At 47.7% G+C, this 14364-nt stretch carries 12 protein-coding genes; 2 read left to right on the plus strand and 10 right to left on the minus strand.

What is annotated here, in order from left to right; translation table 11 throughout:
• Window positions 1-85: 85 nt before the first annotated feature.
• Window positions 86-2866 carry a calcium-translocating P-type ATPase, SERCA-type gene (locus AC0YNT_RS18070; RefSeq protein WP_475805897.1) on the minus strand — a complete coding sequence of 927 codons (2781 nt, stop codon included), beginning with the start codon at window positions 2864-2866 and terminating at the stop codon, window positions 86-88.
• 157 nt (window positions 2867-3023) lie between these two features.
• On the opposite strand from AC0YNT_RS18070, the gene AC0YNT_RS18075 reads away from it, so the two are divergent.
• Window positions 3024-4766: an Rqc2 family fibronectin-binding protein gene (locus AC0YNT_RS18075; RefSeq protein ID WP_475805898.1), complete on the plus strand. Its 1743-nt coding sequence runs from the start codon at window positions 3024-3026 to the stop codon at window positions 4764-4766.
• A gap of 128 nt (window positions 4767-4894) precedes the next feature.
• On the opposite strand, the gene AC0YNT_RS18080 is transcribed toward AC0YNT_RS18075, so the two are convergent.
• The 9 genes from AC0YNT_RS18080 to AC0YNT_RS18120 form a co-directional block, all read right to left on the minus strand.
• Window positions 4895-5752, minus strand: coding sequence for a PHP domain-containing protein (locus AC0YNT_RS18080; RefSeq protein ID WP_475805899.1), 858 nt, complete (start codon window positions 5750-5752; stop codon window positions 4895-4897).
• Window positions 5743-6654 carry a selenium metabolism-associated LysR family transcriptional regulator gene (locus tag AC0YNT_RS18085; RefSeq protein ID WP_475805900.1) on the minus strand — a complete coding sequence of 304 codons (912 nt, stop codon included), beginning with the start codon at window positions 6652-6654 and terminating at the stop codon, window positions 5743-5745. Before AC0YNT_RS18085 ends, AC0YNT_RS18080 begins: the two co-directional genes overlap by 10 nt.
• Before the next feature lie 104 nt (window positions 6655-6758).
• Entirely contained in the window at window positions 6759-7196 is a 438-nt protein-coding gene (locus AC0YNT_RS18090) for a hypothetical protein (protein ID WP_475805901.1), read from the minus strand.
• Window positions 7197-7404: 208 nt separating this feature from the next.
• On the minus strand, window positions 7405-7668 hold the full coding sequence (locus AC0YNT_RS18095) for a YlbG family protein (RefSeq protein ID WP_167278205.1): 264 nt from the start codon (window positions 7666-7668) through the stop codon (window positions 7405-7407).
• Between the two features lie 37 nt (window positions 7669-7705).
• Window positions 7706-8182, minus strand: coding sequence for a YlbF/YmcA family competence regulator (locus AC0YNT_RS18100; protein WP_475805902.1), 477 nt, complete (start codon window positions 8180-8182; stop codon window positions 7706-7708).
• Window positions 8183-8255: 73 nt separating this feature from the next.
• Window positions 8256-10037: a hypothetical protein gene (locus AC0YNT_RS18105; RefSeq protein ID WP_475805903.1), complete on the minus strand. Its 1782-nt coding sequence runs from the start codon at window positions 10035-10037 to the stop codon at window positions 8256-8258.
• 15 nt (window positions 10038-10052) lie between these two features.
• Window positions 10053-11720: a DNA repair helicase XPB gene (locus tag AC0YNT_RS18110; RefSeq protein ID WP_475805904.1), complete on the minus strand. Its 1668-nt coding sequence runs from the start codon at window positions 11718-11720 to the stop codon at window positions 10053-10055.
• Between the two features lie 128 nt (window positions 11721-11848).
• Entirely contained in the window at window positions 11849-12271 is a 423-nt protein-coding gene (locus AC0YNT_RS18115) for a CBS domain-containing protein (protein ID WP_475805905.1), read from the minus strand.
• A 55-nt stretch (window positions 12272-12326) separates the two neighbouring features.
• Complete coding sequence (locus AC0YNT_RS18120) at window positions 12327-13508, minus strand: M20 metallopeptidase family protein (RefSeq protein ID WP_475805906.1); 1182 nt, start codon at window positions 13506-13508, stop codon at window positions 12327-12329.
• Between the two features lie 511 nt (window positions 13509-14019).
• Here AC0YNT_RS18120 and AC0YNT_RS18125 point away from each other — a divergent pair.
• Complete coding sequence (locus AC0YNT_RS18125; RefSeq protein ID WP_167277955.1) at window positions 14020-14364, plus strand: YugN family protein; 345 nt, start codon at window positions 14020-14022, stop codon at window positions 14362-14364.

Below are 14364 nucleotides of genomic sequence, written 5' to 3' on the forward strand. Positions count from 1 at the left end.
ATTTTTTTCTTAGCATACAGCAAAGCCTGACGAAACGCTATTCATAATTCCGATCATGATTTGCACTTTTTCCCGTCAGTTATATTTATACATTTTTATATTTGAACGACATTTTGGCTTGCTTGCTTTTTGGCTTGCTAGTGCCAAGAACGCTGCCAATGCCCATCAGGAATGTTGGGATACCTGCAGCTACAAACACAAGGCACCAGTCACGGAAGTGAAGCGGTACAGTCTTGAAGATTGGCTGAAGCATTGGAATGTACAGAACGCCGATCATAAGAATCAAGGACGACAGAACGGCGAGCACTAAATAACGATTCTGAAGCATATTACGATGGAAAATCGATCGCGAGCTGCGGCAGTCAAAGACGTGAATCAATTGAGCAAGAACCAAGGTGGCAAAAGCAACAGTCTGCGCTTTGGTAAGCTGCTCTGCAGCTGTTCCTGGAGCCATCTTCAGGGTGATCCAGAATGCGGCAAGCGTACAAACGCCGATTAATACACCGCGGCTGATGATTTTCCAGCCTAACCTTCTTGCAAAGACGCTCTCTTTGGCAGAACGCGGCTTCTGCTGCATAAGATCCTTCTCAGCCTGGTCAACACCCAGAGCCATGGCAGGCAATCCATCTGTTACTAGGTTGACCCAAAGGATCTGAATCGGAACCAGCGGCAGCGGAAGTCCGGCCATCATAGCCAGGAACATCGTTAATATTTCACCAACGTTGGAAGCAAGCAGGTAACGGATGAACTTGCGGATATTCTCATAAATGCTTCGGCCTTCTTCAATCGCCGACACAATCGTAGCAAAATTGTCATCGCTAAGGATAAGTGCAGAAGCTTCTTTCGATACATCCGTCCCCGTTATACCCATCGCAATCCCGATATCGGCTGCTTTGATGGCCGGTGCGTCATTAACGCCATCCCCTGTCATCGCAACGACGTGTCCTTTTCGCTGCAACGATTTGACAATCCGCAGCTTATGTTCCGGCGATACGCGGGCATACACATAAATATTATCAACGTGACGGTCTAGCTGCTCATCTGTCATATTCTCGAGCTGCCTTCCACTCATCGCTACACCACCGCGAGGCATAATGCCAAGCTGGTTCGCAATCGCTTCAGCTGTAAGCTGATGGTCGCCAGTAATCATAACTGTCTTGATGCCTGCACGTCGGCAGGTAGCAATCGCTTCGCGCACTTCGCGGCGCGGTGGGTCAATCATACCAGTCAGGCCAACGAATACGAGCTGGCATTCCACATCGGCTTCTGTCTCCATAGCTTCGCCGCCGCGAAGATCACGGTAAGCGAGGCCAAGCACCCTCAGAGCAGACTGTGCCATTTCCTCCGCAGCTTCAGCACATTTCTTCTTCAAGGTTGCAGTGAAAGGTACCACTTTACCATCCCACAGTACATAGCTGCAGTGATCCATCAGCACATCCGATGCGCCTTTCGTATAAATGACGCGCCCGCCTTGATGCGATACAACAACGCTCATCCGTTTCCGTTCCGAATCAAAAGGAAACTCTTTTTCCCTCTTATATAAGCCTTCCAGCGATTTAGCGGACATTCCCAGCTTGGCCGACAGTACAGTAAGCGCACCTTCTGTTGGATCGCCTTTGAGCACCCATTCCTCTTGTATTTCCTTGCTCTTCCGTTTCTTCGAATCCTGCTGCTCGACTTGTGTGACCGTAGCATTGTTGCAAAGAGCCGAGATTTGCAGAAGCCGCTTCAGCGAAATATCATGCTTCACATCAACCGCAGCGCCTTCCTCGAATACTGCCCCTGATGGATCATAGCCCTCACCAGTTACCTTAAGGTGACGGCCTCCAAGCCATAAATTGGTTACGGTCATTTTATTTTGCGTCAGCGTTCCTGTTTTGTCCGAGCAAATGACTGATGCGCAGCCTAATGTCTCCACAGAAGGCAGCTTTCGGACAATTGCTTTCCGTTTGATCATCCGTTGTACACCAAGTGCGAGTGCAATGGTAACAATAGCTGGAAGACCTTCCGGAATGGCGGCAACAGCAAGACTAACCCCTGCAAGGAACATGCCATAGGCTGGCTGTCCATGCAAAATACCGGCAATAACGACCATGATGGTAAGTCCGATCGCTACGGCGATTAGTATTTTACCAAGCTGCTCCAGTCTGTGCTGAAGCGGAGTTTCCATCGATTCCGTCTGCTGGATGAGTCCTGCGATTTTACCCATTTCCGTTTCCATGCCTGTCCGGACAACAACACCTTTAGCGGTACCACGAGTAAGCATCGTACCCATAAAGCCCAAGTTACGCTGATCACCAAGTGGCAGCTCAGCCTCATGGATAGCAGCGGCATGCTTGCCTACCGGTACAGATTCCCCAGTCAGCGCGGATTCCTCTGCGTAACAGCTGTTTGCCTCAAGAAGCCGGATATCGGCCGGAATACGGTCTCCACTCTCAAGCAGGACAATATCGCCTTTTACAAGATCTTTTGCTGCAATAACAAGCTGTTCTCCCGCACGGAGCACCTTCGCCGTTGGGGCAGACAGTTCCTTGAGGGCACTAAGGGATTTCTCAGCACGGAACTCCTGAATGAATCCGAGAATCGCATTTAGTGCAATGATCGCCACGATCGTGACAGCATCCAGGTATTCTCCGAGGAGGCCCGATATTAGAGTAGCGCCCATTAGCACAAGCACCATGAAATCTTTAAATTGATTCAGAAAAAGCATAACCGGCGAAATCCGTTCGCCCTCCGCCAGCTCATTCCGGCCGTTATTCGACAGTCTTTCCGCCGCTTCCGATGCATTCAGCCCTTGCGCAAGTGAGCTGCCCAGCGTATTCGCCAGATCGCCCGCCTCCATTTGGTGCCATTTCATTTGTTCCATTGTACGACTCCCTCCCGTATATGCCGAGCGCTCTCGGACAGCCTCTCAAGCCTAAATGTATTCGGACAAACTGCAAAATATCCCACTTAAGGACTTAAGTTTTTGCTTTAACTATGGCATGATAGAGAAAGACATATATTAAAGGAGATATAACCTCATGGCCTTAGACGGCATTGTTATACACGCACTAGTAGAAGAGTTACAGCGTTGTATTGGCGCTCGCATTCATAAAATCCACCAGCCTACGAACAATGAGCTCGTATTCAGCATTCGTGGTGCAGGTGCTCAGGGTAAGCTGCTCTTATCCGCTAATCCGACTTATCCGCGTATACACTGGACAAACGCAACCCACGTTAATCCAATGGAAGCGCCAATGTTCTGCATGCTTATGCGCAAATATTGCGAAGGAGCTACGATCGAAGCGGTTCGTCAAGTGGGACGCGAGAGAATCGTTCATATGGATGTAAGGCACCGGGACGAGCTGGGCGATATTTCATTTAAGACGATTGTTATCGAAATTATGGGACGCCACAGTAATATCATTCTGCTGGATCCGTCAACAGGTACGATTCACGACGGCATTCATCATGTAACGCCTGCCATCAGTTCTTTCCGGATCGTTATGCCAGGAAGCCGCTATACGGCCCCTCCTGACCAAGGAAAAGCTGATCCGCTGGATATGATGAATGAAGACCAGTTCCTGGCTGCAATGACACAGGCAGATACTCCTGAAGATGCCGAGGTATTACCTCCTCAGCGGCAGCTTGTACAATCGTTCAGCGGGCTTAGCCCCCTGTTAGCGAAAGAAATCGTATATCGTGCTGAGACCGGAAGTAGTTCGCTCTGGAGCAGCTTCCAGACACTCATGAACGAAGTGCGGGACCATGTCTATAACCCAACAATTGCCGTTGATGCCAATGGCAAAGCCTTCTTCTCTATAACGCAGCTTACACATATCCAAGGCTCGTCTGAGTCATACGCAACAATTAGCGAATGCCTGGAAGCCTTCTATGGAGATAAAGCAGAGCGTGACACCGTAAAGCAGCGTGCACTCGATTTGATTCGTTTCGTACAGAATGAAAAGGCGAAGAACGAGAAGAAGATAGAGAAACTCCAAGAAACAGTTGATGAGGCTCAAGATGCGGATAAATACCGTGTGCTCGGTGAACTGTTAACAGCTTATATGCACCAGATTAACCGTGGGGATAAGTCGGTCGAACTGATCAACTTCTATGATGAGGAGCAGGCTATCGTCAAGATTGATCTTGATGTGCAGCTAACGCCATCCGACAATGCCCAGCGCTATTTCCGCAAGTATACGAAGCAAAAGAACAGTATTGCGGTTGTTGAGGAACAAATGGCCATCGCTCAAGACGAGATCACATACATGGAGACGCTGCTGCAGCAGCTCGACAATGCGTCGCTAGCTGATATCGAGGAAATTAGAGAAGAGCTTGTGGAGCAAGGGTATCTACGAAATAAAGTCAAACGTGGTCCAAAGAAGAAAAAAGCAACAAAACCGACCCTGCTCTGCTACACCTCATCTGAAGGTGTCAGCATCTATGTAGGCAAGAACAATACGCAAAACGAATACTTAACGAACCGGCTCGCTTCCCCATCTGATGTATGGCTGCATACCAAAGATATTCCAGGTTCCCACGTAGTTATCCGTGGCGGTGACTTTGGTGATGTAACCCTTGAGGAAGCTGCTATGTTATCGGGCTATTACAGCAAGGCTCGGGAGTCCAGTATGATCCCGGTCGATTATACCTTTATCCGCCATGTCCGTAAGCCAAGCGGCGCAAAGCCCGGCTTCGTCATCTATGACCATCAGAAGACCTTGTTCATCACCCCTGATGAGCAGCGGATCAAAGCATTGCCATCACGCAGTGTGAATTAAACGAACAAAGGGTCTGTCCCCAAAGTCATTTATTATGACGATGTGACAGACCCTATTTCATTTGGGTTAAAACGGCAGGCTGCGTATTCGAATGTTCTTACGATCGCCATTGCTCGGGGTTATAACATCTATTCTGAATCCAGTTTTAACTGTTCAAGCACAGCAGCGTCCACGGTCCTGCTGCCGAGTTCACCATGAAATACTTCCCCTTGACGCTCACCGTGAAAATCGGATCCACCTGTCATGATCAGTCCATGCCGTTCAGCAATCTGTCTATACCGCTCTTCCTCTTCGGGACCATGATCGGAGTGATAGACCTCTATGCCTTGAATCCCTTTGCTAATTAACTGCTCGACGAGATCATCACGGTTGTATAAGCCGGGATGGGCGATACTACTTGTGCCTCCCGCTTCGCGGATCCATTCTATCGCTTCAAAGGGATGTAGTCGTGGAGGATTCACATATGCAGCGCCGCCTTCAGCCAAATACCGGTCAAAGGCTTCTGACATGGTTGCAACGACACCTTTCCGAATGAGCAGCTCGGCAATATGCGGCCTTCCAATTGTTTTTCCTTTGCCGCTGCTAGCTCCTGCTTGTTCTGCAGCAATCTGTTCCACTTCCTGCATGGAGATCGCTACGCCAAGCTCCACAAGCCGATTGACGATCATCTCATTACGTCTGCCGCGTGTCGTTCGAAGTCCTGCCAAACGCTCCTGCCACACTCCATCCTGCCCATTCGCGTAATAAGCAAGAATATGAATATCGCGGCCATCAGCAACTGTACTCAGTTCAATACCGGGAACAACGATAATCCCTAGCTTCTGCCCTTCGGCAATCGCTTCCTCTACCCCTGCCATCGTGTCATGATCTGTTATAGCTACAGCAGCAAGACCAGCCGCCTTAGCACGGGCAACAACTGCTGCAGGAGACATCGTTCCATCGGAAGCCGTTGTGTGGGCGTGTAAATCTGCTCTTCCTACAACCATTGCTGCAAATCCTTCTCTCTTAAGAAAGTTAAGAACGTGACTGCCGAAATCGGCAGCAGAGTTGATTTCTGATAAATCGAATAGAACTGTCGTTTAAATCTGGTGTCTGCGATCGGCACTACATGCAGGAGACCTAGTGCTACCTCATGTTTTATCGATGATTCAGAGACGAAAGACACGCCAAGACCTGCTTCTACCGCCGACTTAACCGCCCCTGTGCTGCCAAGTTCCATGACGATTTTCAAATCAGCGGGATCGATATTCTTACGCTTCAGCTGCTCCTCCATAACTAGACGTGTGCCGGAGCCCTGCTCCCGCAGCACAAACGGATAATCCGCTACTTCATCCAGCAGAACCGTAGAACGTTTCGAAAGTGGATGGTCTTTAGGCACGATCAGCTTCAATTCATCGCTCATGACCGCTTCCATCTGCATATCAGGATGGTTAACAGGTGCTTCTATCAAGCCAAATGTAAGCTGATGATTCATAATCTCTTCCATAATCTGTGCCGTATTCATAACCTTCATGCTAATTGCTATATCTGGAAATGTCTGCCCAAAAGGTCCAAGCAGGCGCGGCAATATGTATTCTCCAATGGTCAGGCTGGCTCCAAGCAGCAGCCTTCCCTTTAACTGTGCAGTAAAGGTAGACATCGCTTGATCCGTGTCACGAATCAGCTCAATGCTTCTTCTCGCATAAGGCATTAACGCCCGGCCTGCTTCGGTCAAGTCAATTCGTTTGGTCGATCGCTGCAGCAGCTTGGTTCCAAAATAGTCCTCAAGCGACTGTACTTGCATCGTAACTGCTGGTTGTGTCATATGCAGCGATTGGGCGGCCGCAGAGAAGCTCCCCCGTTCAGCTACCGTATAAAAAATATGAAGTTGATGAAAATTAAGCGCCATCTTTCCGACCTTCCTCTCTTCTTAGCGGTTATTATACTACAATCGAAAGCAAAAAAGCGCAGCATCCTTAAGTTAAGGATGCTGCGCCAACTGCAATGCTTCGATTATTTTCTCTTACGACTGTTTTTCACCAAGGTCATACGTCTCGAATGACGAAGCCAGGAATAATACGACTTCAGGTCACGCAATTCTATCGTCTCTGACATACGCCCTAGGAAGGTAACAACGATCATCTTGTGAAGTTGATTGCCTAGCAGATCAAGATCGGTTTCAGATGTTGCAAACTCCGCTACAAATACGAGATCATCATCTATTAAATAGACATCTTCTTCGTTACGATAATAGGGCTCAATTCGATTTTGCTTCAAACATTCCCATAAAAACTCGGCGATATCCTCATATCCTGTCTTCTCGCTCTCCACCCGATCCATCCACCGGCTCCTGGCATGGTTAGTAATGACGATGTCTGCTACTTTCTTATCGCCTAATTCGACATAAAAAGTTTCATAAGTGCTCCATCTTCTAGTCATTTTGTCCTTCATCGTCCATCACACCCCCGTCTTAGGAACCAGGTCTTTTTTACCAATTTCTTATGTATATCAGTATTTTACCATGTTCGTCCGAGATTTCAACAAAAAAATAAACTAAGACCAAAAATGTAATTATTTGTAAAACTTAATAAAAGAAAGAAGATCGCCGTATACATGGTCACATCGTGTACCAGCGATCTTCCGAGTAATAATATTTTTATTACATGCTATAAAATCTTGTTTTATCTTCATTATCTTTCGTGTACTCGGTTTTCAGTTCATTTCGGTAGGACCGCTCTACCTTACGGACAAATGGAAGACGGCTAATGCTTTTCACTGCTTCCTCCGCACGCTCCGCGTTCATGTATATGACTACATAATGCATCTTACGTGACATATAATGAACGGTTCCGTACTTTTCCAGCGTCCTTGCCGCTTTCAGATCACTCACCCATATAATATAACCTGTACGTTCCGGTAACAACATCTATTCCCTCCGTCGAGTCGAATCAAGCAAAGGGCTAGCCGCAGCCGCCGCTTCCACAGCCACATGATCCGCCGCTTCCGCAGCCGCCCGTTTTCCCTTCATTGCCCGGTACCTTGATCGTATCAGATACCGATTCCGCAATCGTGCGTGATACATCATATAGCATTGTATCTACCATTTGCTCGGCCAGCTTGAAACGTTTAACCGCTTCGATCTGGTCCAGCTCCCGCTCGATTTGCTTTACTTTGTCCTTAGCTGAATGGTAATCCGGATGAAATCTTCCGAATCGCTGGCATTCCGAGAACAGCTCCTTCGCTTTCTCGAATTGTTTGGACAATTGCTTCACCTGATCGTCCTGGTGTACAGCTTCTTTCCAATATAGATAATCAGCAACTTCCGCTGATTGATTAATCTGATCACCTAGCTCGTACGCACATAGCAGCAGCGACGCCATGTCCAGCGAAGAAACGCCGCTTGCACCATTTTCAGACAGAACCGTGGTCGTTGGCATTTGTTCACCTCTTTTTCTTAAACGCTTACTTCCATTCTATCATATCATATTCATTCAACGAATAGATACAATTTTACACAAATCCACTCGCTCCCGGAACAACCAACTTCATCTCCTGCCACATTTCTGGGGTTAAGCAAACTTCCCGATACGTATGATCCTCCCGCAAGATGCCGGTGACCGTCCAGCCCCCCTCCAGCCTTTCCAGCTTGGCAGGAACAAAGGCCACAACAGACTCATCTATGCTTAGTTGAACTGGCGTTTGCCAGCTCAAAGCTTTCTCCAATATTTCAAGACGCGTCGAATGATGGTAGGACCTTAACTGCTGAATCCAGCTTAACGGCACTCGATCCAGTTCGGGCAGAAATCTCTCAATGGTAAAGTCCTCGTGGTTCATAAGCTCATAGTGCTCCAGCGTTTGGAGAGGCGACTTTAAGACAATCTCTCTCGCTGATTGAGCAGTTAGCGGCATTTGTGGATACGAATGAAATCTTTCCACTAGCAGGGCCTCCTGGCCTGCTCCCTGCTTCCCCCAGTCTGAAAGGCTGGATTCTAATAAAGGGGAGAGTGGAGCATCCCCAGATGCCATATGTAAAAAAGTCATAATCGACGAAATCGTCCGGCCATATTCTAATGCCCTTCCTATTGATTGGCGAGTCAACTTCCAGATCGAAATATGATCATCACTTTTTCGCTCAGCAATGAGCTCCAGCTCCCAGCGAATGCCGTAGTGACAGCCTGGAAGCACGATAATATCACCATTAGGCTCCAGGAGAATGGGTTCAAATGAAGTTTTTCCTTGCTGTTTCTCAAGCAAATCTTGAGGTCGGATCGTCCAGCGCAGCAACTTCTCACTATCTGTACGTGCCAGCTCTATCCAGCCTAGTGCCCGTAGAAGGTTCAACCAGCTTGCCCAGTTCGATTGAGCTCCCCATTCATTTGTTTCCATTCCTATACGATTAAGCTGCCTTTCTAATTCCAGCTCGGAATACCATACTCCAGGAGCTAAACGAATAAGGAGAGCAGCCGCATTACGGGCCTTTGTCAGCAGTTCATCCAAACACCACCGGAGCAAATGAGCCTCACGTAAGGCTTCGGATTGATTCATCCATGCAGCAAGAGCCTCCTCCTCCCATTTCAGCCTGCCGTCAGCACGAGTCAGTACACCTAGTTGGAAGCTAAGCTTCAGCACAAAAGATAGCACCGGCGCGTATGGATCCTCAGGCTCAGCCTGCCATCCAGCTTGTAGTAGATCCGAATCAGCCAATCCGATTGCCTGCGCTACTTTGGCAGCTGTTTTTTTGGGGAGAGTACCCTTTGTCGTCAGCCCAAGTCCAGATCGGCCCAACTCCGCCCAGGCCGCAAGCAGTTGTCTGCCAAGCAATACATTAGGTGACTCCTCCTGCTTCTGTTCCCAGTGCCCATAGCCGCTATTAATGGCTGAGGGCTCTGCATCAATCGGGAACAATACTTGATGCCAGATCATAAAGCAATCGCTTGGCAATGCATATAAACGCTCTCCCCAGCCTTTGCGCAGTGCAAAGAGGATTCCAGCATTTTGTAATTGGATAAGCCCATAACGAAATTCCGCACCTGACAAATCCGTTCGGAGTGCTCCTGATGAAAAAAGCCGTTCCTCGTGAACAGGACCGGCTCCAAAGCAACTATAGAACGCGCGCAAGACAGCGGCACTTGCTTCATCCATCCGGTTAACTGCCGCCTTAACGGACGGCATATCCATTACAGCCTCTTCCCAGCTAAGCTCGAGTGAAGCAGCGTCTATCCAAAAGGGAGAATTCATGAATTGCTGCTTAGCATGGTTTGTCAGCTTCTCCGACCATTCTTTCACAAACACGAAGTGATTCCTCCCTTAAGGTGATTTCTCGAGCTCGTATTGATAGCCTTGCTCCAGCAGAAACAGCTGTCGTCTCGCGGCATAATCGGTTTCACTGGTGTCATCAGACACAACAGTATAAAACCAGGCTTCATTTAATCCAGCTTTCGGACGTAATATCCTTCCAATACGCTGTGCCTCTTCTTGTCTTGAGCCATAGCTTCCTGAGATTTGAATGGCAACAGCTGCATCTGGCAGGTCTACTGCAAAATTTGCGACCTTTGAAACAGCAAGGACCGGAACCTCTCCCGACTTAAATTGCTCATACAAGGTTTGACGTTCCTCCTGTGGCAGCTCACCTGTAATGACTGGCACCTTCAGGGTATCCGCGATGGAATGCAGCTGATTCAAATATTGTCCGATAATGAGGGTTGGGGTGCCATTATGCCGTTCCAGAAGCTGCCTCACAACGGCGACCTTACCGGGATTCTCTGCTGCAAGCCGAAGCCTTGAACGTTTCTCTGCGGAATGATAAAGCTCCGACATCCCTTGATCCAGCGGTACGCGAATTTCTGTGCATTTGACCGTAGCGATATGACCTTCGGCTTCGACTGTTTTCCATTGCAGTTCAAATTGCTTAGGTCCAATCAATGAGAATACATCTTCTTCACAGCCGTCCTCACGAACTAAAGTAGCTGTAAGCCCTAGCCTTCTAGTTGCTTGGATTTCAGCTGTCATGCGGAATACAGGGGCAGGCAAAAGATGTACTTCGTCATATATAATGAGACCCCAATCCCGCTCCGAGAATAACTTCATATGACTAAAGGAATCCTTCTTCGATTTGCGGTGGGTCAGAATCTGATAAGTTGCAATGGTAACCGGTCGAACCTGCTTCGAAGCTCCTGTATATTCGCCTACTTCCGATGGCTGGAGCGTTGTTTTATCAAGCAATTCTTCTTTCCACTGCTGCACGCTGGTTGCATTAGACGTTAAGATCAAAGTTGCACTGTTCAGCCTCGCGAGTGCAGCAATGCCAACAATCGTTTTGCCTGCTCCGCATGGAAGTACAATAACACCGCTGCCGCCTTGGATCGTACCTTCTTTATAAAAGAGCTCAACCGCCTGCCGCTGATAATCCCGTAATGAGAAAGGATTCCCTTGCAAGGTGGCTGGCCGCAATGCAACTGACAAAGCCTCCCCTGTGTGGTAGCCTGCAAGATCAAGAACTGGGTAACCTAGACGGATAAGCTCTTGTTTAAGCTGGCCTCGATATTCGGGATTAACTGCCCAAGCCCCTCCGCTAGATCGTTCCCCGAAACATTCCAATATCGCCTTATGAGCAGCAAGCTCATTCAGAAGGACTTCCTCACCAGCAAGCAAAAGCTTGTCTTCGTATATCTCGAGCCGCAGCTTGCCGTACCGATCCATAAGCTTACGTATATTAGACTCCATAACACCAGGAAGACCGTATCTGGCATAGCTTTTTAGCGATTCAATAATTATCTGTGCATCCATGCCTGTTGAAGCAGCATTCCATAAGGATAAAGAAGAAATTTTATACGTATGCCAATTTCCCGGCCGTTTGATCAGCTCGGCGAACAAGCATAATTTCTTACGTGCTTCCTCCGATCGAGGATGCTCGTAATCAAGCAGAACCGTCATATCGGACTGGACGATTAACGGTAGATCTTGCTTTTCCAACATTACGATCTCCCCCCAATGATAAAAGCAGTGACCACTCCCCTCACAGTATGCAAAATTATCCATCATTTTATACGGAAAACGGGACTCTCCCGTTGGCTGCTGCCCCCGGAAGAATCCCGTCCAATCATTTAATGTACATGCTCTGATATCTTATTAAGTGCTGCGCCAGCTTCCTGTATGAAGGAATCCCGAACCGCCAAATCTCCAATCGCTACCACACCAACTAAATGACCATTATCAACTACAGGGAGTCGACGTATCTGATGCTCAGCCATCAAGTCCGCCGCTTCTTCTATAGAAGTATCTGGCGTGACCGTGAGAAGCTCCGTTGTCATTACAGTCTCGACGTCCGTTGAACCAGAATGCTTCTCCGCGTATCCCCTTACAACTAGATCCCGGTCGGTTACAGCACCGATCAGCTTTGTACCATCTACAATAGGAATAAATCCAATTTCATTTTGCTTCATTAATACGGCGAGTTCATAAACATTATCCAATAAAGTTGCCGTTATACACGGCGAGGACATAACATCTTTAATCATATTGCTCATCACAGTAAGCCTCCCCAATCGAATCTTCGATTAGGATAACCAGCCTAAAGGAACCTCATCCTGCGACAAAATCTTCCGCCATCTGAATAAGCAATTGAGCAGAATGGACCATTGCACGTTCGTCGATATCAAAGCGTGGATGATGATGGGCAAACGTTGCTCCAATCTCTTCATTACCTGCACCTACGAACATAAAGCATCCCGATACCTGCTCCAGATAATACGAAAAGTCTTCAGCGACCATCATCGCTTCCGATTGAATGGTATTCGCTTCTCCGAACAGTTCTCCCGACACCCGGAAGAACCGGCTCGCTTCCTTCTCATCATTCACAACCGGCGGATATCCGATTCGCATGTGATAATCATATTTCGCCCCATGCATGCTGCATGTATGATTAATAATTTGTTCGAGCCTCGCATGCGTAAGTTGGCGTGTTTCTTCATCAAAGGTACGCACAGTACCTTTCATCACACAACGCTCTGCAATAACATTATTCGTCGTCCCTGCTTGGAATGAACCGATAGTTATTACTGCTGGTTTGAGAGGATCAACATTCCGGCCTACAATAGATTGCACAGCTTGTACCAAGGAAGATCCAATCACAATCGTATCTACTGTCTTATGCGGCATACCGCCATGTCCGCCAAGGCCAATAATCTCTAATGTAAATTCATCAGCTGCCGCCATGAATGGTCCTGGCTTTGTTGAGGTAGCTCCAAATGGAATTGGTGCCCACAAATGTACGCCATAGATCGCGTCTACACCCTCAAGTGCACCATCTTCAATCATCCGGACAGCACCGCCAGGTGTCTGTTCTTCAGCTGGCTGGAATAATAAACGGCGTTCGCCGGCAAGCTCTGCCTTATGCTGCTGATAATAACTAGCTACAGCAAGCAAAGCCGCTGTATGCCCATCATGCCCGCATGCGTGCATCACGCCCGGCACTTTCGAGCTGTATTCGCAGTCTTTCTCATCCTGGATGGGAAGTGCATCGATGTCAGCACGTAGTGCCACAACTGGACCCGGCAAATCTCCTTTGATTGTCACAAGCAGACCATGCCCGCCTACACCTTCACGAACCTCACAGCCAAATGCTTTCAATTGTTCTGCAATCCAACGAGAAGTATGTACCTCTTGGAAAGACAGCTCCGGATTTTGATGGAGATGTCTGCGCCACCGGACCATATCCGGATAAAGACGCTGCAGCTGCTCTTTTATATAGCCACTTGTCTTCATTGTAAGCTTGCCTCCTCAAAGTTTTGTGTAACAAACTCACTTCATAAGCATTAGCTTAAGTTTTGTGAAACAAAACTACTTCGTAAGCATTAGCTTAAGTTTTGTGGAACAAAACTACTTCGTAAGCATTAGCTTAAGTTTTGTGAAACAAAACTACTTCGTAAGCATTAGCTTAAGTTTTGTGGAACAAAACTACTTCGTAAGCATTAACCAAAAGTTTTGTGGAACAGAATGTTAGCGAAGGTTGTTTCGAGTTGAGTCTGACTTTTGCGCGTTTGTTTCCACTGATATTAAGTTATCTAACTAAAGAAACAAACGGCAAGGAAAGAGCGACCGAAACAACCGAAGCATCCTTTTCAATCTATTCTAACAGAACGAAGCGATACGGCATAGGCATAGCGGTTGCTCATCGAGAGTAAGGCTTGCGCTGACTGGGGAAACATACTATCATGGGAAAAGAATGTACAAGTAAACAAGCAAATATTAGAAGCAACTTATAGGAGGAAATAACGTGATTATTGAAAACTCGGGCCTTGACGGCCTTCAAAGTGATTTGGCTCATCTAGACGATTCTGCCGAGCAACTTGGCTTTGTTCGTTGGCAGTGGGAGTACTATCGCGCTACATACGATCTCAAATTAGAGGATCCAGCAACGCAATCTGAGTACTTCCTTCGTATCAATACTCGAGCGGTTGAAGGCAAACTCGAAAATCCTAATGCTGTTCTTGCTATCGAACACGTATACATTGGTAAAGCAACTTTCCCTCACGGCCTTGAATACGAATCGCCAGTTCCACAGCCATTAATGGCGATTGCGACTCAACGCCTTAGTCAACTGAAACAGCTTCTTGCCTAG

Source organism: Paenibacillus sp. J22R56 (assembly GCF_056269375.1).

Excerpts from the sequence above, each read along its gene's own strand:
- AC0YNT_RS18100 (WP_475805902.1), bottom strand. The coding sequence starts at position 8,182 with ATGCCAACGACCACGGTTCTGTCTGAAAATGGTGCAAGCGGCGTTTCT.
- AC0YNT_RS18075 (WP_475805898.1), top strand. The coding sequence starts at position 3,024 with ATGGCCTTAGACGGCATTGTTATACACGCACTAGTAGAAGAGTTACAG.
- AC0YNT_RS18120 (WP_475805906.1), bottom strand. The coding sequence starts at position 13,508 with ATGAAGACAAGTGGCTATATAAAAGAGCAGCTGCAGCGTCTTTATCCG.
- AC0YNT_RS18090 (WP_475805901.1), bottom strand. The coding sequence starts at position 7,196 with ATGAAGGACAAAATGACTAGAAGATGGAGCACTTATGAAACTTTTTAT.
- AC0YNT_RS18115 (WP_475805905.1), bottom strand. The coding sequence starts at position 12,271 with ATGAGCAATATGATTAAAGATGTTATGTCCTCGCCGTGTATAACGGCA.
- AC0YNT_RS18085 (WP_475805900.1), bottom strand. The coding sequence starts at position 6,654 with ATGGCGCTTAATTTTCATCAACTTCATATTTTTTATACGGTAGCTGAA.
- AC0YNT_RS18070 (WP_475805897.1), bottom strand. The coding sequence starts at position 2,866 with ATGGAACAAATGAAATGGCACCAAATGGAGGCGGGCGATCTGGCGAAT.
- AC0YNT_RS18110 (WP_475805904.1), bottom strand. The coding sequence starts at position 11,720 with ATGTTGGAAAAGCAAGATCTACCGTTAATCGTCCAGTCCGATATGACG.
- AC0YNT_RS18080 (WP_475805899.1), bottom strand. The coding sequence starts at position 5,752 with ATGGTTGTAGGAAGAGCAGATTTACACGCCCACACAACGGCTTCCGAT.